At 71.8% G+C, this 26,979-nt stretch carries 25 protein-coding genes and 2 tRNA genes; 20 read left to right on the top strand and 7 right to left on the bottom strand.

Features of this window, described 5'->3' with window-relative positions; genetic code table 11:
* The first annotated feature begins 3 nt into the window (after positions 1-3).
* Both ABZ851_RS10065 and nudC read left to right on the top strand, forming a co-directional pair.
* Positions 4-1,404, top strand: coding sequence for a dipeptidase (locus ABZ851_RS10065; RefSeq protein WP_361124531.1), 1,401 nt, complete (start codon positions 4-6; stop codon positions 1,402-1,404).
* A 72-nt stretch (positions 1,405-1,476) separates the two neighbouring features.
* Complete coding sequence (nudC, locus tag ABZ851_RS10070) at positions 1,477-2,412, top strand: NAD(+) diphosphatase (RefSeq protein ID WP_093491791.1); 936 nt, start codon at positions 1,477-1,479, stop codon at positions 2,410-2,412.
* A gap of 248 nt (positions 2,413-2,660) precedes the next feature.
* Here nudC and ABZ851_RS10075 read toward each other — a convergent pair whose 3' ends face one another.
* On the bottom strand, positions 2,661-2,903 hold the full coding sequence (locus tag ABZ851_RS10075; RefSeq protein WP_088799819.1) for a mycoredoxin: 243 nt from the start codon (positions 2,901-2,903) through the stop codon (positions 2,661-2,663).
* A 25-nt stretch (positions 2,904-2,928) separates the two neighbouring features.
* Here ABZ851_RS10075 and ABZ851_RS10080 point away from each other — a divergent pair, with 25 nt between their 5' ends.
* The 6 genes from ABZ851_RS10080 to ABZ851_RS10105 all read left to right on the top strand — a co-directional run bounded on the left by ABZ851_RS10080 (position 2,929) and on the right by ABZ851_RS10105 (position 7,252).
* The gene (locus ABZ851_RS10080) at positions 2,929-3,315 is read left to right on the top strand and encodes a hypothetical protein (protein WP_361124534.1); all 387 of its coding nucleotides are present in this window, start codon (positions 2,929-2,931) and stop codon (positions 3,313-3,315) included.
* A 128-nt stretch (positions 3,316-3,443) separates the two neighbouring features.
* Positions 3,444-5,672, top strand: coding sequence for an ATP-dependent DNA helicase UvrD2 (locus ABZ851_RS10085; RefSeq protein WP_361124536.1), 2,229 nt, complete (start codon positions 3,444-3,446; stop codon positions 5,670-5,672).
* 145 nt (positions 5,673-5,817) lie between these two features.
* Positions 5,818-6,141: a hypothetical protein gene (locus ABZ851_RS10090; protein ID WP_361124538.1), complete on the top strand. Its 324-nt coding sequence runs from the start codon at positions 5,818-5,820 to the stop codon at positions 6,139-6,141.
* Positions 6,142-6,289: 148 nt separating this feature from the next.
* Positions 6,290-6,643 (top strand): WhiB family transcriptional regulator, encoded by a 354-nt coding sequence (locus ABZ851_RS10095; protein ID WP_026169602.1) that lies wholly within the window; start codon positions 6,290-6,292, stop codon positions 6,641-6,643.
* Positions 6,640-6,957 (top strand): hypothetical protein, encoded by a 318-nt coding sequence (locus ABZ851_RS10100; RefSeq protein WP_361124540.1) that lies wholly within the window; start codon positions 6,640-6,642, stop codon positions 6,955-6,957. Before ABZ851_RS10095 ends, ABZ851_RS10100 begins: the two co-directional genes overlap by 4 nt.
* 97 nt (positions 6,958-7,054) lie before the next feature.
* A complete protein-coding gene (locus ABZ851_RS10105) occupies positions 7,055-7,252 on the top strand; it encodes a hypothetical protein (protein WP_361124542.1) in 198 nt (65 codons plus the stop codon).
* 97 nt (positions 7,253-7,349) lie between these two features.
* Here ABZ851_RS10105 and ABZ851_RS10110 read toward each other — a convergent pair whose 3' ends face one another.
* Together ABZ851_RS10110 and ABZ851_RS10115 are read right to left on the bottom strand one after the other, a co-directional pair.
* Positions 7,350-8,789 (bottom strand): AarF/ABC1/UbiB kinase family protein, encoded by a 1,440-nt coding sequence (locus ABZ851_RS10110; RefSeq protein ID WP_361124544.1) that lies wholly within the window; start codon positions 8,787-8,789, stop codon positions 7,350-7,352.
* Between the two features lie 56 nt (positions 8,790-8,845).
* A complete protein-coding gene (locus ABZ851_RS10115) occupies positions 8,846-9,973 on the bottom strand; it encodes a ThiF family adenylyltransferase (protein WP_361124546.1) in 1,128 nt (375 codons plus the stop codon).
* A gap of 179 nt (positions 9,974-10,152) precedes the next feature.
* Here ABZ851_RS10115 and ABZ851_RS10120 point away from each other — a divergent pair, with 179 nt between their 5' ends.
* The 4 genes from ABZ851_RS10120 (at position 10,153) to ABZ851_RS10135 (ending at position 14,012) form a co-directional block, all read left to right on the top strand.
* On the top strand, positions 10,153-10,776 hold the full coding sequence (locus ABZ851_RS10120; RefSeq protein WP_361124548.1) for a M48 family metallopeptidase: 624 nt from the start codon (positions 10,153-10,155) through the stop codon (positions 10,774-10,776).
* A 111-nt stretch (positions 10,777-10,887) separates the two neighbouring features.
* Positions 10,888-12,534 carry a TerD family protein gene (locus ABZ851_RS10125; RefSeq protein ID WP_361124550.1) on the top strand — a complete coding sequence of 549 codons (1,647 nt, stop codon included), beginning with the start codon at positions 10,888-10,890 and terminating at the stop codon, positions 12,532-12,534.
* A gap of 15 nt (positions 12,535-12,549) precedes the next feature.
* Positions 12,550-13,233 carry an AIM24 family protein gene (locus ABZ851_RS10130; RefSeq protein WP_311626460.1) on the top strand — a complete coding sequence of 228 codons (684 nt, stop codon included), beginning with the start codon at positions 12,550-12,552 and terminating at the stop codon, positions 13,231-13,233.
* Between the two features lie 20 nt (positions 13,234-13,253).
* Entirely contained in the window at positions 13,254-14,012 is a 759-nt protein-coding gene (locus tag ABZ851_RS10135; RefSeq protein ID WP_088799835.1) for an AIM24 family protein, read from the top strand.
* A gap of 162 nt (positions 14,013-14,174) precedes the next feature.
* Here the strand turns inward: ABZ851_RS10135 and ABZ851_RS10140 are convergent, their stop codons facing one another.
* Entirely contained in the window at positions 14,175-14,705 is a 531-nt protein-coding gene (locus ABZ851_RS10140; protein ID WP_361124553.1) for an NUDIX hydrolase, read from the bottom strand.
* Positions 14,702-16,180 (bottom strand): zinc-dependent metalloprotease, encoded by a 1,479-nt coding sequence (locus ABZ851_RS10145; protein WP_361124555.1) that lies wholly within the window; start codon positions 16,178-16,180, stop codon positions 14,702-14,704. Before ABZ851_RS10145 ends, ABZ851_RS10140 begins: the two co-directional genes overlap by 4 nt.
* 192 nt (positions 16,181-16,372) lie before the next feature.
* Between ABZ851_RS10145 and ABZ851_RS10150 the strand changes: the two genes are divergently transcribed.
* The 4 genes from ABZ851_RS10150 (at position 16,373) to ABZ851_RS10165 (ending at position 19,764) form a co-directional block, all read left to right on the top strand.
* A complete protein-coding gene (locus tag ABZ851_RS10150) occupies positions 16,373-17,524 on the top strand; it encodes an SDR family oxidoreductase (protein ID WP_336051184.1) in 1,152 nt (383 codons plus the stop codon).
* A 103-nt stretch (positions 17,525-17,627) separates the two neighbouring features.
* Positions 17,628-18,107: a molybdenum cofactor biosynthesis protein MoaE gene (locus ABZ851_RS10155; protein WP_361124557.1), complete on the top strand. Its 480-nt coding sequence runs from the start codon at positions 17,628-17,630 to the stop codon at positions 18,105-18,107.
* A gap of 235 nt (positions 18,108-18,342) precedes the next feature.
* Entirely contained in the window at positions 18,343-18,525 is a 183-nt protein-coding gene (locus ABZ851_RS10160) for a hypothetical protein (RefSeq protein ID WP_336051181.1), read from the top strand.
* 141 nt (positions 18,526-18,666) lie between these two features.
* A complete protein-coding gene (locus ABZ851_RS10165; protein WP_361124560.1) occupies positions 18,667-19,764 on the top strand; it encodes a PDZ domain-containing protein in 1,098 nt (365 codons plus the stop codon).
* 116 nt (positions 19,765-19,880) lie between these two features.
* Here the strand turns inward: ABZ851_RS10165 and ABZ851_RS10170 are convergent, their stop codons facing one another.
* Positions 19,881-20,444, bottom strand: a complete 564-nt coding sequence (locus tag ABZ851_RS10170; protein WP_088799847.1) for a PPA1309 family protein — start codon at positions 20,442-20,444, stop codon at positions 19,881-19,883.
* Between the two features lie 214 nt (positions 20,445-20,658).
* On the opposite strand from ABZ851_RS10170, the gene ABZ851_RS10175 reads away from it, so the two are divergent.
* The 4 genes from ABZ851_RS10175 (at position 20,659) to ABZ851_RS10190 (ending at position 25,925) form a co-directional block, all read left to right on the top strand.
* Positions 20,659-23,472, top strand: a complete 2,814-nt coding sequence (locus tag ABZ851_RS10175) for a UPF0182 family protein (protein WP_361124562.1) — start codon at positions 20,659-20,661, stop codon at positions 23,470-23,472.
* 107 nt (positions 23,473-23,579) lie between these two features.
* A tRNA-Met gene (locus ABZ851_RS10180) sits at positions 23,580-23,656 on the top strand.
* Positions 23,657-23,884: 228 nt separating this feature from the next.
* On the top strand, positions 23,885-25,735 hold the full coding sequence (locus ABZ851_RS10185) for a sel1 repeat family protein (RefSeq protein ID WP_361124564.1): 1,851 nt from the start codon (positions 23,885-23,887) through the stop codon (positions 25,733-25,735).
* A gap of 116 nt (positions 25,736-25,851) precedes the next feature.
* Positions 25,852-25,925 (top strand) — tRNA-Met (locus ABZ851_RS10190).
* Between the two features lie 580 nt (positions 25,926-26,505).
* On the opposite strand, the gene ABZ851_RS10195 is transcribed toward ABZ851_RS10190, so the two are convergent.
* Entirely contained in the window at positions 26,506-26,925 is a 420-nt protein-coding gene (locus ABZ851_RS10195) for a Fur family transcriptional regulator (protein WP_088799853.1), read from the bottom strand.
* Positions 26,926-26,979 lie beyond the last annotated feature (54 nt).

Raw genomic sequence — 26,979 nt, forward strand, 5'->3', positions numbered from 1 at the left:
CGTATGAGCACAACCCCGGACAGCGCCGTCCGCGCGTACATCACCTTGCACCGTGAAGCGTTCCTCGCGGACCTCGCCGACTGGCTGCGCATCCCCTCCGTGTCCGCCGACCCCGAGCGCGCCGGCGAGGTACGCCGCAGCGCCGAATGGCTCGCCGCGAAGCTCTCCGACACCGGCTTTCCCACCACCGAGATCTGGGAGACCGACGGCCTGCCCGCCGTCTTCGCCGAGTGGCCCTCGGGGGACCCGTCCGCGCCGACCGTGCTCGTCTACGGCCACCACGACGTACAGCCCGCCGCCCGCGAGGACGGCTGGCACACCGACCCCTTCGCACCCCAGACCATCGACGGCAAGCTCTACGCCCGCGGCGCCGCCGACGACAAGGGCCAGGTGTTCTTCCACACCCTGGGCGTGCGCGCGCACCTCGCCGCGACCGGCCGCACCGCCCCCGCCGTCAACCTCAAGCTGCTCGTCGAGGGCGAGGAGGAGTCCGGCTCACCGAACTTCCCGGCCCTGATCGAGAAGCACGCCGACCGCCTCGCCTGCGACGCGGTGATCGTCTCCGACACCGGCATGTGGTCCAGGGACACCCCCACGGTGTGCACCGGCATGCGTGGCCTGACGGACTGCCAGATCGACCTCTACGGCCCCGACCAGGACCTCCACTCCGGCTCGTTCGGCGGCGCCGTCCCCAACCCCGCCACCGAGGCCGCCCGGCTGGCCGCCGCGCTGCACGACGCCGACCGCCGGGTCGCCGTCCCCGGCTTCTACGACGGCGTGATCGAGCTCACCGACCGCGAGCGGGAACTCTTCGCCGAGCTGCCCTTCGACGAGGAGGAGTGGCTGCGCACCGCGCACTCCCACGCCCCCCTCGGCGAGGCCGGCCGCACCACCCTGGAACGCATCTGGGCCCGCCCCACCGCCGAGGTCAACGGCATCGGCGGCGGCTACCAGGGCCCCGGCGGCAAGACCATCGTGCCGTCCACCGCACAGCTCAAGCTGTCCTTCCGGCTGGTCGCGGGCCAGAGCGCGGACGCCGTGCAGCAGTCCGTACGCGACTGGGTCGCCGCGCGCCTCCCGGCCGGCATCCGCCACGAGATCACCTTCTGGGGCGCCACCCGCCCCTGCCTCACCCCGCTCGACCACCCCGCGCTCCAGTCCCTCGTCCGCGCCATGGGCCGGGCCTTCGAGGACAAGATCCGCTTCACCCGCGAGGGCGGCTCCGGACCGGCGGCCGACCTCCAGGACGTCCTCGGCGTCCCTGTCCTCTTCCTCGGCATCTCCGTGCCGTCCGACGGCTGGCACGCACCGAACGAAAAGGTCGAGCTCGACCTGCTGATGAAGGGCGTCGAGACCGCCGCCCTTCTGTGGGGCGACCTCGCGGAGACCTGGCGCCCGGCCTGACCGCGCACCCCCGTACCGCTCCGCGCCCGTACGCAGCAATCACCCACGCCACAGGGGGAGTTGGAAACAGCAGTGACCACCTGGACCGACCACACCGCCGGCCGGCCGCTCACGTTCAGCGCGCCGAGCGGAATTGACCGCTCCGCCCATCACCGTCTCGACGAGGCATGGCTGGCGGCGGCCTGGAGCCACCCGACGACGCGCGTCTTCGTAGTGTCCGGCGGACAGGCGCTGATCGACGACACCCCTGACGGCCGCACCGAGCTGATCATGACGCCGTCCTTCGAGGCGCCGCTGACCGAGGCCCACCGCTACTACCTCGGCACCGACGACGAGGGCGTCAGCTACTTCGCCCTCCAGAAGGACTCGCTGCCCGGCCGCATGGACCAGTCCGCGCGCCCGGCGGGCCTGCGCGAGGCCGGTCTGCTGCTGTCGCCCCGCGACGCGGGCCTGCTGGTGCACGCCGTCGCCCTGGAAAACTGGCAGCGCCTGCACCGCTTCTGCTCACGCTGCGGCGAGCGCACCGTCATCGCCGCGGCGGGCCACATCCGCCGCTGCCCGGCGTGCGGCGCCGAGCACTACCCGCGCACCGACCCCGCCGTGATCATGCTCGTCACCGACGAGGAGGACCGCGCCCTCCTGGGCCGGCAGGTCCACTGGCCCGAGGGCCGCTTCTCCACCCTTGCCGGCTTCGTCGAGCCGGGTGAGTCCATCGAGCAGTCGGTGGCGCGTGAAGTCTTCGAGGAGGCCGGCGTCGTCGTCGGCGATGTCGAGTACATCGCCAGCCAGCCCTGGCCCTTCCCCTCCAGCCTGATGCTGGGCTTCATGGCGCGTGCCACGTCGTCCGAGATCCAGGTCGACGGCGAGGAGATCGAAGAGGCCCGCTGGTTCTCCCGCGAGGACCTGCGCGCCGCCTTCGAGTCCGGCGAGGTCCTTCCGCCCTACGGCATCTCCATCGCCGCCCGCCTCATCGAGCTCTGGTACGGCAAGCCGCTGCCCAAGCCGTGAACACCGGACGGTGGGCGGGGGCGGGCGGCCGTAGGGCAGCCGCCTCCGTTCACCGTCGGGCAGCAGAGAGCCGGCAGACGGGACGCAGTAGCCAGCAGGCCGCCGGCCGGTCCCACATGGGGTCCGGCCGACGGCCTGCGCGTGCACACGGAGCGCAGCCGTCAGACCATCCGGCCGTCAGACCATCCGGCCGTCGAGCCGTCGAGCCGTCGAGCCGTCGAGCCGTCGAGCCGTCCGGCCATCGGCTGTCAGGCCCCGACCTTCTCCTTGACCTGCGCCAGGGACGGGTTGGTCAGCGTCGAGCCGTCGGGGAACCGCACGGTCGGCACCGTCTGGTTGCCGCCGTTCGCCTTCTCCACGAACGCCGCGGACTCCGGGTCGTGCTCGATGTTGATCTCGGTGTACGCGATGCCCTCGCGGTCCATCTGGCCCTTCAGCCGACGGCAGTAACCGCACCAGGTCGTGCTGTACATCGTCACAGTGCCCGCCATGCGTCCCGCGCTCCTTCGTTAAGTCTTGATCCGAAACCGCCCGACGCCGTACTCGGCACTCGGCGCGGCCAAGCACCACAACGTACGACGTGCCCGGGTCATTCCCGGGGGGACACCCCCACCCCTCCCCCCTCCCCACCCACACCCCCGAGAGACCGCCCCACCGGCCCCGCCTCAGCCCCCACCGCCCCTCCGCGCTACCCTCCCCCGCTGCCGCTGCCGCTACCCTCCCCCGCTGCCGCTGCCGCTGCCGCTGCCGCTGCCGCTGCCGCTGCCGCTGCCGCTGCCGCTGCCGCTGCCGCTGCCGCTGCCGCTGCCGCTGCCGCTGCCGCCGCTGCCGCTGCCGCCGCTGCCGCTCCCGCTGCCGCTCCCGCTGCCGCTGCGCCGCTCTCCGCCGGCTGCTCGCCGGTGAGAGAAGCAAAGCACCCTCCGCGGCCGCGTGCCGGCCGTTGTCCACAGGGGCCGTGATGCGTACGACCGGGGTGCGGCGGCTGTGGACGGGCTTCCCGGGCGGCCGCGCGGACCTGGCAGCATGGCGGGGTGACAGCAGCAACGGATTCCTCTCTCTTCCCGCAGGTGCCTGACTCGGCCGACGGGGTGCTCGACGGGCTCGACCCCGAGCAGCGCGAGGTCGCCACGGCTCTGCACGGTCCCGTCTGCGTGCTGGCCGGTGCCGGCACGGGCAAGACCCGCGCGATCACCCACCGGATCGCCTACGGCGTGCGGGCCGGAATCCTGCAGCCCGCGAGTGTGCTCGCGGTCACGTTCACGGCCCGCGCGGCCGGCGAGATGCGCGGCCGGCTGCGGCAGCTCGGCGCGGGCGGGGTCCAGGCCAGGACGTTCCACTCCGCCGCCCTGCGGCAGCTCCAGTTCTTCTGGCCGAAGGCCGTCGGCGGTGAGGTCCCGCGGCTGCTGGAGCGCAAGATCCAGCTCGTCGCCGAGTCCGCCGCCCGCTGCGGCATCCGGCTGGACCGCAATGAGCTGCGCGATGTCACGGCCGAGATCGAATGGTCCAAGGTCACCCAGACCGTGCCGGCTGACTACCCCGCCGCCGTCACCAAGGCCGGCCGCGAGGCCCCTCGTGACCCGGCCGAGGTCGGGCAGATCTACCGCACCTACGAACAGCTCAAGCGCGAGCGCGGCAGCATCGACTTCGAGGATGTGCTGCTGCTCACGGTCGGTGTGCTGCAGGACCGGCACGACATCGCCGAGCAGGTCCGGGCCCAGTACCAGCACTTCGTCGTCGACGAGTACCAGGACGTCAGCCCGCTCCAGCAGCGGCTGCTGGAGCTGTGGCTGGGGGACCGCGACACCCTCTGCGTGGTCGGCGACGCCGGCCAGACGATCTACAGCTTCACCGGCGCCACCCCCGACCACCTCCTCAACTTCCGCACCCGCCATCCGAACGCGACGGTCGTCAGGCTCGTCCGCGACTACCGCTCCAGCCCCCAGGTCGTGCACCTCGCCAACGGTCTGCTGTCCCAGGCCAAGGGGCGCGCCGCCGAGCAGCGCCTGGAGCTGGTCTCGCAGCGCGAGGCCGGCCCCGAGCCCGTGTACACGGAGTACGCCGACGAGCCCGCCGAGGCCGAGGGCACCGCCCGCCGGATCCGGGACCTGATCGCCGCCGGTGTGCCCGCCGGCGAGATCGCCGTGCTCTTCCGCATCAACGCCCAGTCCGAGGTCTACGAGCAGGCGCTGGCGGACGCCGGGGTGCCGTATCAGCTGCGGGGCGCCGAGCGGTTCTTCGAGCGGCCCGAGGTGCGCGAGGCCGGCGTCAAGCTGCGCGGCGCCGCCCGCTTCGGTGCCAACGACGCGCTGCTCGACGACGCCATGGACCTGCCGTCCGAGGTGCGGGCGGTACTCAGCGACATGGGCTGGACGAGCAGGCCACCGGCCGGCTCCGGGGCGGTGCGGGACCGCTGGGAGTCCCTGGCGGCCCTGGTCCGGCTGGCCGAGGACTTCGCCAGGGCCCGGCCCGCGGCCACCCTCGCGGACCTCGTCGCCGAGCTGGACGAGCGGGCGAACGTCCAGCACGCCCCGACGGTCGAAGGGGTGACCCTGGCGTCCCTGCACGCCGCCAAGGGCCTGGAGTGGGACGCCGTCTTCCTGGTCGGCCTCACCGAGGGCATGCTGCCGATCACCTACGCCAAGACCGACGAGCAGATCGAGGAGGAGCGCCGGCTGCTCTATGTCGGCGTCACCCGCGCGCGGCTGCATCTGGGCCTGTCCTGGTCGCTGGCGCGCTCTCCCGGCGGGCGTACCTCCCGCCGCGCCAGCCGCTTCCTCAGCGGCCTGCGGCCCGGATCCGGGGCGGCGGCCGGCCGCCGGACGCCGGGCGCGCTCTCCGGGGGCGTCGAGCGCGGCGACGGGGCGGCTGCGGTGGTGCGGCGCCCCCGGCACCGCAGCCCGGCCCGCTGCCGGGTCTGCAACAAGACCCTCACCGACGCGGGCGAGATGAAGCTGATGCGGTGTGAGGACTGCCCCTCGGAGCTCGACGAGGCGCTTTACGAGCGGCTGTGCGCGTGGCGGGCCGAGCAGGCGGCGCGTTCCCGGCAGCCCGCCTACTGCGTCTTCACCGACAAGACCCTGATGGCGATCGCGGAGGCCGTGCCGGGAACCGAAGCGGAGCTTGCGGTCATCTCCGGGGTGGGGCGGCGGAAGTTCGACCGCTACGGCAATGACGTGCTGGCAATCTGCGCCGGCGAGGAGCTCGTGGGGGCCCTTGAGGACGGGCCCGGGGACGCCACGGAAAACTCGTCGGAAAAATAGTTTGCGCGCGCGGAGCGCATCCCCATAGCCTTCACAAGCAACGGAGACAACGGTTTCTTTCCGAGATCCGATGGATCCGTGCTGTACTTGAACACCCTGGAACGGGATTCCCGGTCCACCGAGACGCCGAGAGGAGGCGAGCCCAGTGATCAGCATCATCGAGACCAACAAAATGACCGATCTCTCGGTCGTCGCCACCTGCCCGCTCGGCTCCTCGCTCCCTGGTACCGGTATGTCCGGCTTCGGCCGCCTGTCCGGTATGGGAGTCGCGCGTCCCGAGTCCCTCGCTGTGCTGACGCGCGGCGAGCGGAGCGAGCGACCGACCGAGGCACCTGCGGTAGCAGCGGCGGCATCGGCGAATGCCTTTGTCTTCGCGGCGGCCAATGGTGCCGGATCCCGGAAGCAGTACCAGTCGCAGCATGAAACGTGGGCCTACCGCGGCCACGAACCCTGGAGAGATCCAGCCTGATCGGCACGATCAGGTCGGCACCTTCCAGGGCCGCGGAACCCACACCGGGATCCGCGGCCCTTTTGTTTTCCCCAAGCCTCCGGCTAGGGGGGACTCCCACAAGCGCGCCCGCCACCAGCCGGGCCGAACAGACGAGGAACACACCACCGTGCAACTGCAGACGCACACCCCGTCCGTAGCCACCGACCTGATCCCTCCGCCCGACCCTCAGGAGAACTCCTTGCTTCCCCTCACCGAGCTCGACGACGAGATCGACCGCCTCGGCGCCGCTGTTCCGTGCCGCACCTACGACCCCGAGGTCTTCTTCGCCGAGTCCCCGGCCGACGTCGAGTACGCCAAGACGCTGTGCCAGACCTGTCCGGTCCGTGAGGCCTGCCTCGCCGGTGCCAAAGACCGCCGTGAGCCGTGGGGCGTCTGGGGCGGCGAGCTCTTCGTCCAGGGCGTCGTCGTACCGCGGAAGCGGCCGCGTGGCCGTCCGCGCAAGAACCCGGTCGCGGCATGAACACCATCGGCACAGGAACGATCGACCGTCCCCTCACCCGGGACCCCCAGAAGCAGGACCTCACGATGAACCCCTCCCTCACCGACACCCCCGTCCTTGTGAACTCCGACGCGACCGAGTCGCGTCAGAACAGGAACCTCGCCATGCAACTCATCCCAGAAGCCCTGGCGCGTGCGCATATGCACCAACGCCTCCGGGAGGCCGAATCGGAACGCAGGGCGCATCGGCTCGCGGCCGCGCGGCGTATGCAGCGGCGCGCCGAGCGCGCGTCGCTCCGTGCCCGCCGGGCGCTGGCCATGGCCGTGATGCAGTAAGGCGCTGATGCCGCCACCCATGGGGTCCGTCCGACAGGGCGGGCCCCGCGGTGCGTTGTATCCCGTTTCGCGGGGCCGGCGGGGATATCGTCGGCTGGTGGACCAGAAGACGCATGAACGCGCGGAGTTGGCCGACGGGAAGACGGTGTGCGCCGGCTGCGGCGCGGTCGCCGAGGGCGCCGGGCCGACCTGGACCTGCTCCGTCGAGAACGGTGAGCGCCGCTACTTCTGCCACCACTGTGCGCGGGAGAACATCCGGGCCATCGAAGGGCGCCTGGATTCCAGCTGGTGGTGAGGCCGGCCGCCGCCGCGGCCGGCTGCCCCCGGGCCGTCCCGTCCGCTCCGCCGGCCGGAGCGGACGGGACGGGTTCGTGTGACGTGGCGGGCCCGGCTCAGACCGTGGTCTCCTCGACGGACTCCTTCCCGAGGTCCGCACCGATCTCGTCGTCCCCGAGGGTGCCGGCACCGGAGATGTCCGCGGCGGCCGGCTCCTCCTCGGGCACGAATCCGGGCAGCCACGCCTCCAGCTCGTCGCGCAGCCGTACCGTCGCCCCCAGCTGGCACAGCACCCCGATCGTGCTCAAGGTCACCCGGTGGATCAGAAGGTACGCGGGCGGCAGATTGAGCTGCTTGCCCAACTGGTGGGCGGGGGAGCGCGGATCGCCGATCCGGGTGGCCTGATGGCGCATCCAGCTCCGGGTGAAAGTGAAGGCGTCCACCAGGGCGGGCTCGATGATCGGCAGGAGATAGTCCAGCACCGCGTCCGGGTCCAGCTCGATGGACTCCTTGACGAAGCCCTCCTCGCACAAAAGCTGGTAGACGGCTTCCGCCTCGCCCTCCAGCGTCATCCGCAGCGAGGTCCCGATCGTCGGCGGCAGCCCCTCGGGCAGCCGGTCGACGGTGCCAAAGTCCAGCACCCCCAGCCGCCACTCCTCGACCGGGCCGTCCGGGAAGTCCCCGGCCAGCAGCCGGAAGTTGCCCGGATGCGGGTCGGCGTGCAGCAGGCCCGTACGGGCGGGGCCGGAGAAGAGGAAGCGGGCCAGCAGCTGACCGGCTCGGTCCCGCTGCTCGTCGGTGCCGTCCGCGATCACCTCCGACAGCGGCACCCCGTCCATCCACTCCGTCACCAGCACCTCGTCGCACTGGTGCACCACGGCCGGCACCACCACGTCCGGGTCGTCGGCGAACTCCTCGGCATGCGCCCGCTGGGCCGCTGCCTCCAGGGAGTAGTCCAGCTCCTCCGACACCCGGTCACGCAGCTCGGTGATCAGCGGTTTGATGTCCATGCCCGGGATCAGCGGGCCCAGCAGCCGCGCGAACCGGCTCAGCTGTGCCAGGTCCGACAACAGCGCCTGGCCGGCGCCCGGATACTGCACCTTGACCGCCACCTCGCGGCCGTCGTGCCACACCGCACGGTGGACCTGTCCGATCGAGGCCGCCGCGGCCGGCTTGTCCTCGAACTCCTCGAACAGCTCCCGCCAGTCCACGCCGAGCCGTTCCGCCAGGACGGAGTGCACCGTGCTGGTCGGCATCGGCGGTGCCGCCTCCTGAAGCTTCGTCAGGGCGGCGCGGTAGGGTCCGGCGATCTCCTCGGGCAGCGCCGACTCGAAGACGGACAGCGCCTGCCCGAACTTCATCGCCCCGCCCTTCAGCTCACCGAGCACCTTGAAGAGCTGTTCCGCGGTGCGCTGTTGCAGCTCCCGGCCGACGATTTCCGCGGATCTGCCGCCGATCCGCTTGCCGAGGCCCCAGGTGGCGCGGCCGGCGAACCCCAGTGGCAGCGCGGCCAGCTTGGCGGTGCGGGTGACCGCCTTGCGGGGAAGATCAGACATGTGCCCCTCCAACTCACACTGTCCCCCAACCGGGGTTACTCCGTCATTGTGGCGTGTCACGGCCGAGGATCCGAGGCGCCCGTCGTACCGGACGGACCGGCAGCGCCGCAGCCGCACTCCGGATGCGGCTCGATCCGCACCGTCCGCACGGTGGCACACGGTGCGGCGAGCTCCATCCGTGCCCCTGTGCACGGCGGCAGTTCACCGTCGAGGAACGTCAGTGCCTGGACGGCGGCGACCCCCGCGACCGCGGTCGCCAGCGCGGCATCGCAGGCCGGCACCGCGGGGGAACCACGGCCCGACCGCCACTGCGCCAGCAGCCGCGGCCAGGCCGGCTCCGCGTCTGTACGGCGCAGTTCATCGCAGCGGGCACAGGCCGAACCTCCGGGCAGTACCAAGGGACCCACCACACCCGTGCCCTCGATCACCCCCGCGTAAAGATGCGGGATGCCGGCGGTGAGCAGCGGCTCGGAGAGCACGGGATCGGGGGCGTAAGCGCCGAGTCCGTCGCGTGGGGCGAGCACCACGAGGGACAGCCCGGGTTCCCCGGATTCACTGACCGGGACCCTCGGCCGCGGGGTACGGGCCCAGGGGGAGCAGCGGGTGACCAGCCGTCGCGCCGCGACGGCGCGCCGCTCACCGGTCTGCTCGGCCGGCAGCCCGCCGGGCAGCACATCCCACGGCTGGACCGTGCCGCCGTCGACCACCTCCACCCGGCCGGTCCCCGAGGCGGAGAGCAGCGCCGCGATCGCGGCGCCGACCCGCCCCGCCCCCTTGACCCGCGCCCGGACCGCGCGACGCGCCCCCATCCGGCTCAGCGCGCCCGCGGGCTCGGGATGCCGCACCGAGAGGGACGCCAGGTCGGGCCGCAGCTGTTCGAAGGCGGCCTGGTCCGCCCGGACCGCCTCGGCCGGCGGGCCGCCGGCGGTGGGGGCTTCCAGCAGCCCGGCCGCGCCGAGCCGGTCCACCACACCCCGTACGTGTTCGGGCGGGAGGTCCAGTAACGCGGCCTCCTCGATCAGTTGCGGCAGCGTACGCGTGCCGTCGATCAGCGAGAGGAAGCTTCCGGTCGCCGTATCGACCGGGCCGACCACCAGTGCATGCGCCGGCGCCACACCGAACCGCACCGTCTCCCTGTCCCGCCAGCCGCGCCGCAGCGCGGGCTTGAGCATCGGATGCCGCATATCCGCCCCCGTCCTTCGTCGTCCGGCTCCCAGCATGCGCCGTGCCGCGGATTCCTGCGGAAGTTATCCACAGGCAGGGGCTGCCGGTCGTACAAGCAGTGCACGCCATGGAGTGGTTCGGCGGGCGAACCGTCCGCGGGGCGGGACTTCCCGCACTGCCAGCGGGTAACGTCGGGCGCGTGCCCGCCGACCCTTCCCACGGCCCGGGGGAAACCCCCCTGCGCCGCGCCGCCGACACATCGCGCGGGGCTCCTCCGAGCCCCCAGGCCCGCGGGTCGGGTACCAGCGCCGTCGAGGTGCGCCGCAGCTCACGGCGGCGCAGAACGGTCTCGGCGTACCGCGAGGGCAACCGCACGGTGGTCCTCATCCCGGCGCGTATGTCCGAGGCCGAGGAACGGCGTTGGGTCACCGTCATGCTCGACAAGCTCGCCGCCCAGGAGAGCAAGCGGATGCTGGGCGACGGCGAGCTGGCCCGGCGTGCCGAGCGGCTGTCCGGCCAGTATCTGGACGGCCGCGCCAGCCCCGCGTCGGTGCGCTGGGTGACCAACCAGAACACCCGCTGGGGATCGTGCACCCCCGCGGAGGGCAGCATCCGCCTCTCGCACCGCCTCCAGGGCATGCCGGAGTACGTCGTCGACTACGTCCTGCTGCACGAACTCGCCCATCTGCTCGTCCCCGGCCACGGCCCCCGTTTCTGGCGGCTGCTGGAGGCCTACCCCCGTACGGAGCGGGCCCGCGGCTACCTCGAAGGGGTGGTCGCGGCCGGCCGGCTGCCCCATCTGCCCGCCGCCCGCGACGACTGACGCGGCACCGGACGAGATCCGCCGCGCCCCGCCATCGCCTGCTGTCGGCGCCAGCGGTTAGCCTGGCCGCGCAGAAGGAACGCACAGCGGAGCGGGGGACGGACGTTACGTATGGCCAGGGAATTCCAGCGGGGCCACAAGGCCAAGATCGGTGATCTGACGGCGGGAACGGATCTGTACGTCGGCGTGCAGATCGCCGGACCCGGCCTGACCTTCGACATCAGCTGCTTCGGACTGGACGCCGAGGAACGGCTGTCCGACGACCGGTACTTCGTCTTCTTCAACCAGCCCAAGACGCCCGAGGAATCGGTCCAGCTGCTCGGGGCGCAGGCCGGCGACAGCGAGTCCTTCCGGGTCACCCTCGACAAGATCCCGCCGCACATCCGGAAGCTCTCCTTCACCGCCGCGCTCGACGGTGCGGGCCAGGTCTCGCAGATCGGCCCCGGCTACCTCCGGATCGTGGCCGGCGGCGAAGAGGTCGCCCGCTACTCCTTCACCGGCAGCGAGTTCAGCACCGAACGCGCCGTCATGCTCGGCGACTTCTACCTCAAGGACGTCTGGCGCTTCGCCGCCGTCGGCCAGGGCTTCGACGGCGGACTGGAGGCGCTGCTGAAGAACTTCGGCGGCGAGGTCGCCGAAGAGGCCGAGGCCCCGGCGCCGCCCCCCGCGGCACAGGGCGTGCCCGGCTTCGCGCCGCCCTCCGGTGCGGCGGCCCCCGCACCGTCCTTCGGGGTGCCCGCCGCCCCCGCACCGCAGCAGCCCGCGCCCGACTTCGGCCCGCCCCAGGGCGCGCCGCAGGCGCCCCCGGCCGCACCGCAGCCCACCGAGCCGCAGGTGCACCTCGCGCCCACCCTCGCCGCGCCGCCGGCCCCGTACGGTCAGCCGGCGCCCGGTCAGGACCCGTACGGCCGGCAGCAGACCGTACCCGGCGGCTTCCCCGGCCAGCAGGCCCCGCAGGCACCGCCCTACGGGCAGCCCGCCCCGCCGCCCGGCGGATACGGACCCCCGCAGCCCGCCCCCTACGGGCAGCCGGGACAGCAGCCCCCGGGCGCCCCGTACGGCGGCGGCCAGACCCCGGCGGTGCCCCAGGGCGGCGGCCCGGGCCTCGGTGTCGTCCTGGACAAGTACAAGGAAGCCCCCACCGGCCGGCGCTGGACCCCGCAGAACAGCAAGCTGATCCGCGTCGACCTCGGCGTCGACGGCCAGCCGGTGCTCGCCCGCCAGGGCAGCATGGTGCTCTACCAGGGCAAGGTCGACTTCGGCTACAAGGGCGCCGGCTTCCGCGGCCGGATCGTCGGCAACGCCACCGGCCAGGAAATGCAGCTGATGCGCTGCACCGGCCAGGGCCAGGTCTTCTTCGCCGAGAACAGCGCCCACGTCCACCCCATCGAGCTGCAGGGCGACGCCATCTGTGTGTCCGCCGACAGCGTCCTCGCCTTCGACGAGTCGCTGCAGCACGAGGTCCGCAGGATCGAGGGCCACGGCATCCCCGGTGGCGCCCTGTTCACCATGCAGTTCCAGGGGACCGGCACCCTCGTCGTCAAGACCCAGGGCACCCCGGTCGTCCTGCCGGTCACCCCGACCACCTTCGCCGACGCCAACGCCATCGTGGCGTGGTCCGCGGGCTCGCAGGTGATCATCTCCAGTCAGGTGAGCCTGCGCCGGCACGCCTTCCCCGGCCACTCGGGCGAGACCGTGAACCTCCAGTTCCGCGGTGCGCCCGGCAACTTCATCGTCGTCCAGCCCTACGAGGTCTGAGGGAGCCCGCACGTCATGAACCAGCAGCAGCTGTCGGGCTACGCCCCGACCCCGCCCGCCGCCCGTATGGAGAACCACGGCAGCGCCATGGTGAAGATCGCCATGCAGAGCGGCCAGGACGTCTTCGCACGCACCGGCTCGATGGTCGCCTACGAAGGATTCGTCCAGTACGAGCCGAACCCGCCCGCCGTCCGCCAGATGGCCTCCCAGTGGCTCACCGGCGAAGGCGCACCCCTGATGAAGTGCTCCGGAGACGGTCTGCTCTACCTCGCCGACTACGGCGCCGACGTGGTCTGCATCAACCTCGACGGCGATGCGCTCTCCGTCAACGGCACCAACCTCCTCGCGTTCGACGCGCAGCTCCAGTGGGGCGTGCAGCGCGTCAAGGGCATGGCGAAGTTCGCCGGCCAGGGCCTCTTCAACGTCGGGATCTCCGGCACCGGCTGGGTCGCCCTGACCTCCCGGGGCACGCCCATCGTCGTCGACTGCGGCCGCGGCGAGGACGAGACCTATGTGGACCCGGACGCCCTGGTCGCCTGGTCGACCAACCTGAAGATGAAGGGCAAGCGCAGCTTCAAGGCGTCCTCGATGATCGGGCGCGGCAGCGGCGAGGCGTACCAACTGGGCTTCTCCGGCCAGGGGTTCGTCGTCGTCCAGCCCAGCGAGGACAGCACCGACCGGCTCCGGGCCCGGGGCTGAGGGGGAGGACCGAACACGCCATGCAGAGTCCGCTTTTCGCCTTCACCGAGGCGCAGACCCAGGACCGCTACGTCCTGCAGAACAGCCAGCTGCTGCGCGTCGCCCTCCAGGGCCACGAAGACCTCCTCGCCCGTAAGGGCGCCATGGTCGCCTACCAGGGGCTGCTCGAATTCGACGGCAACTACACGACGCCCGGCCAGCAGCGCGCCCGCGCGCACTCCGGCGAGGGCCTGGACCTGATGCGCGTCTCCGGGCAGGGCACGGTCTACCTGGCCAACCTCGCCCAGTACGTCCATGTCGTCGACGTCGACCACGACGGCCTGACCGTCGACAGCAGTTACGTCCTGGCCCTGGACTCCGGCCTCCACTGGGAGGTCGTCTCCGTCGACAGCCAGTACGGCATCTCCGGCACCGGCAAGTACCAGCTCAACATCTCCGGACGGGGCAAGGTGGTCCTGATGACCTCCGGCGAGCCGCTGATGCTGCAGGTCACGCCCGACAAGTACGTCAACGCCGACGCCGACGCGGTGGTCGCCTGGTCCGCCTCGCTGCGGGTGCAGATGCAGGCACAGACGCACTCCTCCGGGGTGTGGCGCCGGCGCGGCAACACGGGCGAGGGCTGGGAGCTCAGCTTCCTCGGCCAGGGCTACGCACTGGTCCAGCCCAGCGAACTGCTGCCGCCGCAGAACGCCGTCATGGGCTCCGGTGTGGCCGCCCAGTTCGGTATGGGCCAGCAGGGCGCGCGGGGCATGAACCAGGGCAACATCTTCACCAACTGAGCGCCTTCGGGGCGCCGTTGCCGCACGCACTTCGGCGCCCGCCCCGGGAAGGGCGGGCGCCGCAGCGCATGGCGGTCCAGCGGTGCCGGGGCACCGCCGTCCGGGCCGCTGCTCCCCAGCGGGGGAGCGCAGGTGCCGTCCGGAGGCGAGCGCAGGTGCCGTCTAGAGGAGAGCGCGGGTGCGCTCGACCAGCTGCACCACCGACGCATCGGCGACGCCGGGTACCTCGTCGTAGCCGAACCACCGCAGATCCAGTGACTCGTCGCTGATCGCCGCCACCGCGTCAGCCGGAGCCAACGCCGCGTACTGGACGTCCAGATGCACCGCACACGGCGTCTGATGGCGGTCCAGCCGCACCGGGCCGCCGGACAGCAGCGTCAGCCCCTGGGTGATCCCCGACTCCTCGCGCGCCTCCCGCAGCGCCGCCCCGGCCAGCGAGGCGTCCTCCGGCTCGCAGTGGCCGCCCATCTGCAGCCACATCTCCAGCTTGCGGTGCAGGGTCAGCAGCACCCGGCCGCCGGCCGGGTCGATCACCAGTGCACTGGCCGTGAGGTGTCCGTCCTTGCAGGGCTTCCACATGCCGTCCTGATGGGCGGCGAGGTGGTCCAGATACGCCAGCCGCAGCTGCTCTTGTTCAGGCGACGGCGCGGGCCACTCCTTGAGCACCCGCGCCGCGTCCTCGCGCAGACTCACTTGCCGCCGTCACCCCTGCCCTCGCCGGACGCCTCGTCCGGGCCGCCGTCCTCCCGGTCGGACCTGCCCGGGTCCGGCTTGCCCAGATCGGTCCTGCCGCCGCTCGCGGCCTCGCCGAGCATTTTGTCGAGCTCGGAGAAGTCCGGCTGCTCGTGGTGGACGAACCCGTCCGGGTCGTCCAGGTCCGCCGCCGTCGGCAGCATGTCCGGGTGCTCCCACAGGCCGTCGCGGCCCTCCAGGCCCCGCGCGTCCGTCAGCGACGCCCACAGCCGCGAGGCGTCCCGCAGCCGCCGCGGCCGCAGCTGCAGACCGATCAGCGTCGAGAACGTCTGCTCGGCGGGACCACCGCTGGCCCGGCGCCGCCGCAGCGTCTCACGGAGCTTGTCCGCCGACGGCAGATGCGGCTTGGCGGCGGCGTGCACCACCGCGTCCACCCAGCCCTCGACGAGGGCCAGTGCGGTCTCCAGCCGGGCCAGCGCCGCCTTCTGCTCCGGGGTGTCCTCGGGCTGGAACATGCCCTGCTGAAGGGCGTTCTGCAGCTCCTCGGGATGCTGCGGATCGATCTGGCCGACCACGTCCTCCAGCTTGGTGGTGTCGACCTTGATGCCGCGCGCATAGCCCTCGACGGCACCGAACAGATGCGAGCGCAGCCACGGCACATGGGCGAAGAGCCGCTGGTGGGCGGCCTCGCGCAGGGCCAGATACAGCCGCACTTCCTCTTCCGGCACACCCAGGCCCTCACCGAACCTCGCGATGTTCCCCGGCAGCAGCGCGGCCTTGCCGGCCGGCCCCAGCGGAAGCCCGATGTCCGTCGAACCCACGACCTCGCCGGCCAGCACGCCCAGTGCCTGGCCGATCTGGGTGCCGAACATCGCACCGCCCATGGAGCGCATCATCCCGAGCAGCGGACCCGCCATGGCCTGCATCTCCCCGGGCAGGACGTCACCCATGGCCGCTCCGACGCGCTCGGCGAGCGGATTGACCAGGTCCTCCCACACCGGGAGGGTTTCCTCGACCCACTCCGCGCGGCTCCAGGCCACCACGGAGCCGGAGCCCGACGGCAGCGACGTCACACCGTCCAGCCACAGGTCGGCGAGGCGTACGGCCTCCTCGACCGCGCCGCGCTCACCCGGCGACAGGCTCGCGTCCTTGCTGCCGTCCTCGGCGCCCTGCGCGACGGTCTGCCGCGCGATGTCCTTGGCCATGTCCCAGTTCACCGGGCCGCCCTCGTAGGAGAGCATCTGTCCGAGCTTCTGGAAGGCGGCTCCCAGGTCGCCAGGGTTCATCTCGCCGCCGGGGCCGCCCATGCCGCCGAAGAGCGCCGCGAACGGATTGTCCGCGCCACCGCTCCCGCCGCCGAACCCGAAGGGGTTTGCGGGGCCCTGGCTACCTCCCTGGCCGCCCTTCTGCTTGCCGTTGTCGCCGTCCTCCGGCTCCTCCGGCGGAAGGCCGAATCCAAATGGGGTGTCACTCACGGGTTTCCTCGGCTCGTAGGGCCGCCGACCAGGTGGCCGACGGCGGCTGCCCGACATCACCTCCAGCGTAGACACCCGGACCGCTTCGGGGCTCGGTGCTTCGCTGTCCCGGTGGCTGGGGCAGGATGGACGCCACCTGGTGCGCACGCATGACCACACGTCCGCACTGAAGACAACCGCTGGAGACGCCCGGTGAGTTCCCCAGATCCGACCGTTCGCGCAGCGCGAAACGCTGCGGCCCAGACCGAGAAGGCAGTCAATGGCGCAGGTGGGGCCACGGACCGGCCGCTGCGCCGGCCCGTGGTGGCCGTCACCGGAGCCGCCTCCGGAGTCGGTGCGCTGCTCACCCGCGCCCTGGTCGCCTCCGAGGAGGTCAAGGAGGTGGTGGCCATCGACGAGCGGCGCGGCGACGTCGCCGAGGCGCACTGGCACGTCCTGGACGTCCGGGACCCGGCCATCGCCGACAAGCTGCGCGGCGCCGACGTCGTCGTCCATCTGGCGCTCGACCTCGACCTGGAGACCGACGACGCGGCACGCACCGCCTACAACGTGCGCGGCACGCAGACCGTGCTCACCGCCGCCGCGGCCGCCGGCATCCACCGGGTGGTGCTGTGCACCTCCGCCATGGTGTACGGGGCGCTGCCCGACAACGACGTTCCCCTGGCCGAGGACGCCGAACTGCGGGCCACCGCGGACGCCACCGGTGTCGGCGACCTCCTGGAGATCGAGCACCTGGCGCACCGTGCGCCCCGCGCGCACCCCGGCCTCAACGTCACCGTGCTGCGCCCCACCGTCCTGGTGGGCGGCACGGACACCGCGCTGACCCGCTACTTCGAATCGCCCCGCCTCCTGGTCGTCGCCGGATCCCGTCCCGCCTGGCAGTTCTGCCACGTCGAGGACCTGGTCAGCGCCCTGGAGTTCGCCGCCCTGGAGAAGGTCGACGGCGAACTGGCGGTGGGCTGCGACGGCTGGCTGGAGCAGGAGGAGGTGGAAGAGCTCTCCGGAATCCGGCGCATGGAGCTGCCGTCCTCGGTGGCCCTGGGCGCCGCCGCCCGCCTGCACCGCATCGGCCTGACGCCGTCCCCCGCGGGCGACCTCGCGTACACGATGCATCCATGGGTGGTCAGCGGCAGCCGGCTGCACGATGCGGGCTGGCGCCCCCGGTGGACGAACGAGGAGGTGCTGGCCGAGCTCCTGGAGGAGGTCGCCGGACGGCACACCGTCGCGGGCCGCAGGCTGGGCCGCAAGGACGCCACCGCCGCGGGCGCCGCCGGTGCCACCGTCGCCCTCCTGGGCACCGCCGCCCTGGTACGCCGTGCCCGTAAGGCCCGCCGCCGTATCTGAGCGCCACCGGGCCGGCCGGGCTGGAGAAGTCTCCATACGGCGCCCGGGACGACCGGCGGAACCGGCAATACCCCACCGTGCCCGCGTACGGCACGATGGGGGTATGTCTGGCACGCCCTCCCCTCCGTCCCCCGGCCGCGACCACCCCGGTGAGCAGGCCGCGCCGGACCCGATCAGGCTCCTGGAGATCCGCGAGCGCGCGCTGTCCGTGGACGAGGTGTTCGCGGCCGTGGGGGACTCGGCGGCCGGCGGTACGGCCCTGTTCGTGGGCACGGTCCGCTCGCACGACAACGGCGCCGACGTCGAGGGCCTGGGCTACTCCGCGCACCCGACGGCCGAGGCGGAGATGCGCCGGATCGCCGGGAAGGTGATCGCCGACTTCCCGGTGCGGGCGCTGGCCGCCGTCCACCGTGTGGGTGATCTGCGCATCGGTGATCTGGCAGTGGTGGTCGCGGTGTCCTGCCCGCACCGCGGCGAGGCGTTCGAGGCCTGCCGCAGGATGATCGACGACCTCAAGCACGAGGTGCCTATCTGGAAGCATCAGACGTTCGCCGACGGGACCGAGGAGTGGGTCGGCGCGTAGCCCCCTCATGGAAGGTCCGGCCCGGTGCGTAAGGCCGCTTTCCCGGGGCAGGCGACATGACAGACGCGCAGGCAGTGGCCCTGTGGCCACGGGGCGGTGGCCTCCGAACACGAGGCCGAACCGGTGCCTTGTGTTCCGGTTGCGTAACCCGCCCCCTGGCGTGAGCGTTGACCCAGCAGATGGTTAATCTGCTTATTCGTCGATCGCGGTCGTACAAGGGGTTGGGAGGTCGCTGATGGGTGCGCTCCTCTGGTTGCTGATTCCGGTCGGTGCGGGGCTGATTGCCGCGGTGTGGAGCAGCTGGGCCCTACGGCACCGCAAGGCCGGGGATGTCGCGGAACTCGCGGGCTACGCCCGGTTCCGGGACGCCATGGAAAAGGAGCACCCCGTTCCCGACCCCGCCTCGGATCCCGTCTGACCTTCCCGCGCCGGCTGCGCGCGATCCGGGCCCGAGCCGAACCCCCCGCCGTGCGATGACCTCCGCGTACGAGCGGGGTGTTCGACCTCGTACGGACGGCCCCGCGGGCCGGTTGTCATACCCGTCCCGTACTGTCGTTCCATGCCACGCCGCACCGCGACGCTGCTCGCCTCGACCCTGATGCTGATCGCGCTGCTCTGCGCCGGGGTACTGATCCCCGTGCCCTACTCCGAGATGTCACCGGGGCCGACGGTCAACACCCTCGGTGATCACGACGGTGAGCCGGTGCTGCAGATCTCCGGCCGCAAGACGTACCCGACGACCGGTCATCTCAACATGACCACCGTCCGCGTCACCGGCCCCGACTACCGCATGAACCTCTTCGAGGCGGTGTACGGCTGGCTCGACCACGACAACGCCGTGGTGCCGCACAAGACGCTCTACCCCGAGGGACAGACGGCCGAGCAGGCCGACCAGGAGAACGCCGAGGAGTTCAGCCAGTCCCAGGAGAGCGCCAAGGCCTCCGCCCTCAACCAGCTGCACATCCCGGTCGCCACCCAGACCGTGGTCGGTTCCGTCGTCAAGGACAAGCCGGCCGACGGGCGGCTGCACGCGGGCGATGTGATCAAGGCGGTGGACGGCACGCAGGTCAAGCAGGCCGGCGACGTCGCCAAGCTCGTCACCCGGCACAAGCCGGGCGAGAAGGTGGTCTTCACGATCATTCCGGCCAAGGACGCCGCCGCCGCGGAGAAGCGGGGCAAGAAGCCCGCGTCCGGCGAGCGGGAGGTCACGGTCAGCACGCAGAAGGCGGACGACGGCCGCGCCATCGTGGGCATCCAGGCCCAGGTGGATCACACCTTCCCGTTCCCCATCGACGTCAAGCTGGCCGATGTCGGCGGCCCGAGCGCCGGGCTGATGTTCGCGCTCGGCATCGTCGACAAGCTCACGCCCGGGGACCTGACCGGCGGCAAGTTCGTGGCCGGCACGGGCACCATCGACGACAAGGGCAAGGTCGGCCCGATCGGTGGCATCTCGATGAAGACGGTCGGTGCACGTGACAAGGGCGCCCAGTACTTCCTCACGCCCAAGGAGAACTGCGCCGCCGCGGCCAAGGACACCCCGAAGGGGCTCACCCTGGTCAAGGTCGGCACCATAGGCGACGCCGTCAAGGCGCTGGAGAAGCTCCGCAAGGGCGACACCGCGGGCCTGCCGAGCTGCAGCCCCGCGGGCCACGCCTAAGCGGGCCACGCCTAGGGGGTGGCTCCCCCCTCAGGACCTGCCAGGACCTGGAAACCGGGCGGCGGCCCGGGCCCGACGCGCACGTCGGGCCCGGGCCGCCGCCCCGCATACCGTCGTCAGCCCTCGAACGTCGCCGCCAGCGCTTCCGCGAGGCCCGGCACCAGCGCCGAGCCGGTGAGCACCTCGGACGTGGAGTCCTTCTCGCGCAGCCGCAGCGCCGACTCGCGCCGGCCGTCCCGCAGCACGGCCACCGTCATCCGGACCTCCTGGCGGTCCGGGTGCTCGGCGACCCACTTGGCGAGCTGCGCCTCGTCCATGCCCGCGGGCTCGGAGTCCTCGGCGGACGGCGGCAGCATCAGCCGCTCGACGGTCAGCGCACAGCCGGTGACGGCGTCGGGCCAGGCAATGGTGGCCAGGAACTCGTCCAGCGGGACGCCCGCCGGGATCTCGTCCTGCTCCACGGGGGTCAGGGACGTGGTGGTGGAGTCGTCGATGCCGAGCTGGGCGGCGAGCGAGGGCTCCTGCGCACGCAGCTTGGCGGTGTCGACGAGGGCGAACAGCCGGGCGGGCTGATCCCAGCCGAGCCCGGCGCTGTACTCGTCGATCTCGAGCACCGCGCGGGTCAGGGGGTCGGCGGCGAGGGGGGTGCCGGCAGCGGGAGAGCCAGGAAGGTCAGTCATGCTCAACATCGTGCCTTGTGTACCCCGGAAAGCGGGAACTGAGTAAAGCCTTCGTAAGTTGCATCGGTGGGTCCTACTATCGCCGGGCCTGCTCCACACGACAGCGAACTTCGAGGTGCGCACCTTGGCTTTCCAGATGCCGGACCGCGGCGGAGGCCCGACAGGGCCACGGATCAGAGTCGGCCGACCATCGCGGCGGATCCGGACCCTGCTCATGACATTGGGTGTGCTGGCCGTCCTGGCCATGCTCTTCGTGATGTTTGCGGGGTTCTGGACCGATTGGCTCTGGTACCGCTCGGTCAAGTACTCCTCGGTCTTCACCACCACCCTGTGGACCAAGATCGGCCTGTTCTTCGCCTTCGGCGTCCTGATGGCCGTGGCCGTCGGGGTCAACGTCTGGCTCGCGTACCGGCTGCGGCCGCCGCTGAGCGCGATGTCCGTGGAGCAGCAGAGCCTGGACCGCTACCGCATGGGCATCGCGCCCTTCAAGAAGTGGGCGCTGATCGCGGTCACCGCGGTGATCGGCCTGATCGCCGGTGCCTCCGCCTCCGGGGAGTGGCGGACCTACCTGCAGTGGGCCAACGCCGTGCCCTTCGGCAAGACGGACCCGCAGTTCGGCATGGACATCGCGTTCTACACGTTCGATCTGCCCTGGTACCGCTTCCTGTTGAGCTTCGGCTTCGCCTGTGCGGTACTGTGTCTGGTCGCCGCGGCGCTGACCCACTACCTCTACGGCGGACTGCGGCTGACCAGCCCCGGCTCGCGGGCGACCGCGGCGGCCACCGGCCATCTGTCGGTGCTGCTGGGCATTTTCGTCTCGCTCAAGGCGATCGCGTACTGGCTCGACCGGTACGGCCTGGCGGTCAAGTCCAGCGGCCTGAAGTCGGCCGACAACTGGACGGGCCTGCGGTACGTCGACGCCAACGCCTACCTCCCGGCGAAGACGATCCTGTTCTTCATCGCGGCGATCTGCGCGGTGCTGTTCTTCGCCACCCTCTGGCGGCGGACGTGGCAGCTGCCGGTGATCGGCTTCGGTCTGATGGTGCTCTCGGCGATCCTCATCGGCGGGCTGTACCCGGCGATCGTGCAGAAGTTCCAGGTCCAGCCGAACGAGCAGGCCAAGGAAGCGCCGTACATCAAGCAGAACATCAAGGCGACCCGGGACGCGTACGACATCCAGAATTCCGAGGTCACGCCGTACAAGGGTGACTACAAGCCCGCCGACAAGGCGGACAGCCAGCGGCTGCGCGACGACGCCGACACCACGGCCAGCATGCGTCTGCTCGACCCGAACGTGGTCTCGCCGGCCTTCCAGCAACAGCAGCAGGTGCGCGGGTACTACCAGTTCCCCTCGACCCTCGACGTCGACCGCTACAAGGACGAGGACGGTGCCGAGCAGGACACCGTCATCGGTCTGCGCGAGCTGAACATCGCGGGTATCCCCGAGCGCAACTGGATCAACGACCACTTCAAGTACACCCACGGCTACGGCGCGGTCGCCGCCAAGGGGACGGAGGCCGCCGACGGCGGCGGCCCCAAGTACACCGAGTCGGATCTGCCGGCCAAGGGGCAGCTCGGCTCGTACCAGCAGCGGGTGTACTACGGCGAGAAGACCTCGCAGTACTCCATCGTCGGCGGTCCGCAGAAGGAACTGGACTACTCCGACGACAGCGGCGAGAAGAGCTACAGCTACCGGGGCAACAGCGGCGTCAGCCTCTCCAACCCGGTCAACCGCGCCGCCTACGCGGCGGCGTTCGGGGAGCCGCAGATCCTCTACTCCGGAGCGATCGGCAAGGGCTCGCGGATCCTGTACAACCGCACGCCCAAGGAGCGCGTCGAAGCCGTCGCCCCCTGGCTGACCATCGACGGCGACGCCTACCCGGCGGTCATCAACCACCGGCTCAAGTGGATCGTCGACGCCTACACCACCAGCAACGGCTATCCGTACGCCTCGCGCACCACGCTCGGGGACAGCACGGCCGATTCGCTCACCGACGGCCAGCGGGCGGTGGTGGCCCAGCAGAACCAGGTCAACTACATCCGCAACTCCGTCAAGGCGACGGTGGATGCCTACGACGGTTCGGTGAAGCTCTACCAGTGGGACGAGAAGGACCCGGTCCTCAAGACCTGGATGAAGTCGTTCCCCGGCACGGTCGCGAAGAAGAGCGCCATCAGCCCGGCCCTCAAGGAGCACCTGCGCTACCCGCAGGACCTCTTCAAGGTGCAGCGCCAGCTGCTGACCACGTACCACGTCACGGACCCGGACACCTTCTACACCGGCTCCGAGCGCTGGCAGATCCCGAACGACCCGACGACCAAGTCGGGCAACGCGGTACCGCCGTACTACCTGAGCATGAAAATGCCGGACCAGAAGAACCGGGCGTTCTCGCTGACGACGAGCTTCACGCCCAACAAGCGCGACAACCTCGGCGCGTTCATGGCCGTCGACGCCAATGCGACCAGCGGCGACTACGGCAGGATCAGACTGCTGAAACTGCCCTCGCAGACGCCGGTGCCCGGTCCGCAGCTGGTGCAGTCGAAGTTCAACTCCGATCCGAACATCGCCAATGAGCTCAATATCCTCAAGAAACTCGGCGACTCGGAGATCGAGTACGGCAATCTGCTGACCGTGCCACTGGACGGCGGACTGCTCTATGTCGAACCGGTGTATCTGCGCGGTGCCAACACCAACTACCCGCTCCTGAAGAAGGTGTTGGTCAGCTACGGCGACAACAAGCCCGTCCTGGAGGACTCCCTCAAGGACGCGCTGGACGTGGTCTTCGGCAAGAAGGCGCCGAGTACGGGATCGCAGAACCCGCCGGGCGGCGACACCGGAACCGGACAGCAGCCCCCGTCCGGCCAGACGGTGCAGCAGGCCCTGGGCGACGCGCAGAAGGCCTACGAGGAGGGCGAGAGGGCGCGCGCCTCGGGCGACTGGGCCGGTTACGGCGAGGCCCAGAAGAAGCTCAAGGCGGCGCTGGACCGTGCGGCGAAGGCGTCCCAGAAGGGCGGCAAGCCGGCCGGCTGACCCCGCCGTCCGCCCCCTGGCCCCGTGGCCGCCGGTTCGTGCCGGCGGCCACGGAGCCGCGGTGGTCCGGGCCGTCCCGCTGCCGTGATACGTTGAGGACACAACGACGCGGGGTGGAGCAGCTCGGTAGCTCGCTGGGCTCATAACCCAGAGGTCGCAGGTTCAAATCCTGTCCCCGCTACCAAAGACGAAGGCCCGGATCTTCAGGGATCCGGGCCTTCGTCATGTCTTCATGCCGTCGTCCCGTCATGTCTTCGGGTTCGTTACCGGTCAAAGCCGGGTCGCGCGGCAGATGTGGGGTAGGTGTGTGCTTGAGTTTGCCAAGTCGTCGTGTCGGGAAGTCGACAAACCGCTGAAGTGACCTCACTGGCTGCGGTATACCAGGTGTACGCGGGTTACAGGTGATGCGACGATGGGGCTTATGGGGGACAAGGCAAGGTTGTTGGAGACGGACCGGTTTGTGCATGCGCCCGACGACGGGCGCGAATCCGAGCTGCCGATCGACGCGATGGAGGCCGCGGAGGCCGCCGAAGCGTCCGATGCCGTGACCGAGTCCGGCCACCGCCGGGCCGCCGAGGCGGGCGACACCGCCGCCATGAGCGCGCTCGGCGCGATGCTGCTGCGCCGCGGTGACCTCGACGGCGCCGAGTCGCATCTGCGTTCCGCGGCCGCCGCCGGCGACCGCGCCGCGGCCAACAACCTCGGCGTGCTGCTGCACCAGCGGGGCTACGGGGACGAGGCGGCGGGCTGGTGGCGGATCGCGGCCGTCGCGGGCTCCGCCGCCGCGGCGCACGCCCTCGGGCGCCACTACCGCGAGCGCGGCGACGAGCCGGCCGCCGAGTACTGGCTGCGCCAGTCCGCCGAGTCCGGGCACTGCCTGGGCGCGTACGCCCTGGCCGACCTGCTGGAGCACCGCGGTGACATCGGCGCCGAGCGCTGGTTCCGTACGGCCGCCGAGCGGGGCCACCGTGAGGCCGCGTACCGCCTGGCCCGGCTCATCGAGGACGGCCGCGACTCGGACCGGCGCGCGGTCCCCGCGTACGGCGAGCTGAACCGGCAGGAGGAGGCCGAGCAGTGGTACCGCCAGGCCGCCGCGCGGGGCCACCGGCGGGCCGCGCTGCAGCTCGGTGCGCTGCTGGAGGACCGTGGCGACGTCCAGGAGGCGGGCCGCTGGTACCTCTCCGCCGCCAAGGACGGCGAGGCGCGCGCGGCCTGTGCGCTGGGCTTCCTGCTGCGGGACGCGGGGGACGAGGAGAGCGCCGCCGAATGGTGGCGGCGGGCGGCCCAGGACGGCGATGGCAACGCTGCCAACGCCCTGGGAGCGCTGCACGCCGACCGCGGCGAACTGCAGACCGCCGAGCGCTGGTACCGCGTCGCGCTGGACGCCGGGGACGTCAACGGCGCCTACAACATCGGGCTGCTCTGCGCCGAGCAGGGCCGGGAGGGGCGCGGCGAGCAGTGGTACCGCCGGGCCGCCTACGCCGGGCACCGCGAGGCCGCCAACGCGCTGGCCATCCTGCTGCTGCAGCGCGGTGACGCCGCGGGAGCCGAGCCGTGGTTCTCCAAGGCGGCCGAGGCGGGCAGCGTCGATGCCGCGTTCAACCTCGGCATCCTCTTCGCCGGGCGCGGCGCCGAGCGTATGGCGCACACCTGGTACGAGCGGGCGGCCGCGGCCGGGCACACGGAGGCGGCCCTCCAGGTCGCCATCGTGCAGCTGCGGGACGGTGCGCTGCAGGACGCGGAGCGCAATCTGCGCTGTGCGGCCGGCGGCGGCAGCTCCGAGGCGGCCTTCCGGCTCGCGGACCTGCTCGACCGCCGGGCGGCGGCCGCCGGCGAGGGGCTGGCGGACAGCGAGCGCACGGCGGACGACGAGAGCGTGCAGTGGTACGAGCGGGCCGCCCGCCAGGGGCACCGGCGTGCCCAGGTCCGGGTCGGCATGTTCGCGGCGGCCCGCGGGGATGCCGTCGAGGCCGCCGAGTGGTACCGCGCGGCGGCCGAGGCGGGCAGCCGCAACGGCGCCTTCAACCTCGGGCTGCTGCTGGCCCGTGAGGGCAGCCTTCCCGAGGCTGCCCTGTGGTGGCAGCGCGCCGCCGAGACCGGCCATGGCCGGGCGGCGCTGCGGCTGGCGCTGCTCGCCGCCCGGCGCGGCGCGCTCGCGGAGGCGCAGAGCTGGTGTGCGCGCGCCGTCGAGCTGGGGCCGCCGGAGGTGGCGGAGCGTGCGGCGCGGCTGCGGGCGGCGCTCCAGGAGGAGCTCAGCGCGTAGCGGGCGTCCCACGGGTGTCCGGGAGGCCCGGGGCCCGGCCACAGGGCCGGGCCCCGGGCCGCGCGGAAGGAATTTGCGCTGGTCGTCGGCCCGGGGTTAAAGTAAGGGCACAACGACGCGGGGTGGAGCAGCTCGGTAGCTCGCTGGGCTCATAACCCAGAGGTCGCAGGTTCAAATCCTGTCCCCGCTACTGAAGACGAAGGCCCGGATCCTCAGGGATCCGGGCCTTCGTCATGCATGCCTGCCGCCGTGCTTACCCCGGAATCCGGTGGCCGGCCGCTTCCGTGCGGGAGTTGCGGCCGACTTCCGGGCGGATGCCGCGGTCGACGAGCCGGTTCTCCGGCAGCGGGGCGCCCCTGGTGATGCCGCCAAGGCGCCCGCCGCCGCGCGGTAGGCATTCTGGAGCCGATTCTCGCCGCAACGGGGTGTTCCCTGAGGAGTGCGGACAGGGTGCCGCCGTCGTGCGGGGCCCGGGCGCCGCACGGGCTCGGTGGCCGGAAAGTGCGGCGTGCCGACGATATGACGCCCCGTCAGATTGGATCAGGGGGCGTGCGGGCAGGGTGCGGGGTGAGCTGATGCACGGGACCGGGCGAGATGCGGGGTGGGCCGATGTGCGGGACGGGTCGGCAGGGGGTGCGGTGACGGGAGTGCGGACGGCGGGCCCGCCGGGTGCGCGAAGGAGCCCGCGGCCGGGTGGGCGCGGGCTCGACGGTGCGTATGGCGTGACGCGGTGCGCGGGAGGCCCGGGCGGGGGCCGGTGTGCCCCGGCGTCAGGACGGGGCGCTGCAGGTGGGGCAGATGCCCCGGTAGGTCACGGTGACCTCGGAGACCTGGAAGCCGTAGCGCTCCGGCTCGGGCAGGGCCGAGAGCGGGTCGCCCTGGACGTGGACGTCGCGGATCGTGCCGCACCGCGAGCAGATCAGGTGCTGGTGGTCGTGGTGGGCGTTGGGGTCGTAGCGCTTGGCCCGGCCGTCCGTGCTCACCTCGATCACCTCACCGAGCGAGACCAGCTCGCCCAGAGTGTTGTAGACCGTGGCGCGGGAGATCTCGGGGAGCCGGTCGGATGCCAGCGCGTGCACCTCGTCGGCGGTGTAGTGGACGTGGTCCCCGTCGAGGACCTCGGCGACGACGCGTCGCTGCGCGGTCAGCCGCCAGCCGCGTCCTCGGAGCCGTTCCAGCAGGTCACTCATGCCATTCACCTATCAGTCAGATAAAGCCAGGGTAGCAGTGGTAGGTCCATCGCC

The sequence above is a fragment of the Streptomyces sp. NPDC047049 genome, from assembly GCF_040643995.1.
GTDB lineage: Bacteria > Actinomycetota > Actinomycetes > Streptomycetales > Streptomycetaceae > Streptomyces > Streptomyces mooreae.

What these genes read in the sequence shown, in the direction of transcription:
- ABZ851_RS10065 (WP_361124531.1), top strand. Translation starts at nt 4, where the DNA reads ATGAGCACAACCCCGGACAGCGCCGTCCGCGCGTACATCACCTTGCAC.
- ABZ851_RS10075 (WP_088799819.1), bottom strand. Translation starts at nt 2,903, where the DNA reads ATGGCGGGCACTGTGACGATGTACAGCACGACCTGGTGCGGTTACTGC.
- ABZ851_RS10100 (WP_361124540.1), top strand. Translation starts at nt 6,640, where the DNA reads ATGAACACCATCGGCACAGGAACGATCGACCGTCCCCTCACCCGGGAC.
- ABZ851_RS10110 (WP_361124544.1), bottom strand. Translation starts at nt 8,789, where the DNA reads ATGTCTGATCTTCCCCGCAAGGCGGTCACCCGCACCGCCAAGCTGGCC.
- ABZ851_RS10115 (WP_361124546.1), bottom strand. Translation starts at nt 9,973, where the DNA reads ATGCGGCATCCGATGCTCAAGCCCGCGCTGCGGCGCGGCTGGCGGGAC.
- ABZ851_RS10125 (WP_361124550.1), top strand. Translation starts at nt 10,888, where the DNA reads ATGGCCAGGGAATTCCAGCGGGGCCACAAGGCCAAGATCGGTGATCTG.
- ABZ851_RS10130 (WP_311626460.1), top strand. Translation starts at nt 12,550, where the DNA reads ATGAACCAGCAGCAGCTGTCGGGCTACGCCCCGACCCCGCCCGCCGCC.
- ABZ851_RS10135 (WP_088799835.1), top strand. Translation starts at nt 13,254, where the DNA reads ATGCAGAGTCCGCTTTTCGCCTTCACCGAGGCGCAGACCCAGGACCGC.
- ABZ851_RS10155 (WP_361124557.1), top strand. Translation starts at nt 17,628, where the DNA reads ATGTCTGGCACGCCCTCCCCTCCGTCCCCCGGCCGCGACCACCCCGGT.
- ABZ851_RS10160 (WP_336051181.1), top strand. Translation starts at nt 18,343, where the DNA reads ATGGGTGCGCTCCTCTGGTTGCTGATTCCGGTCGGTGCGGGGCTGATT.
- ABZ851_RS10165 (WP_361124560.1), top strand. Translation starts at nt 18,667, where the DNA reads ATGCCACGCCGCACCGCGACGCTGCTCGCCTCGACCCTGATGCTGATC.
- ABZ851_RS10170 (WP_088799847.1), bottom strand. Translation starts at nt 20,444, where the DNA reads ATGACTGACCTTCCTGGCTCTCCCGCTGCCGGCACCCCCCTCGCCGCC.
- ABZ851_RS10175 (WP_361124562.1), top strand. Translation starts at nt 20,659, where the DNA reads ATGACATTGGGTGTGCTGGCCGTCCTGGCCATGCTCTTCGTGATGTTT.
- ABZ851_RS10185 (WP_361124564.1), top strand. Translation starts at nt 23,885, where the DNA reads ATGGGGCTTATGGGGGACAAGGCAAGGTTGTTGGAGACGGACCGGTTT.
- ABZ851_RS10195 (WP_088799853.1), bottom strand. Translation starts at nt 26,925, where the DNA reads ATGAGTGACCTGCTGGAACGGCTCCGAGGACGCGGCTGGCGGCTGACC.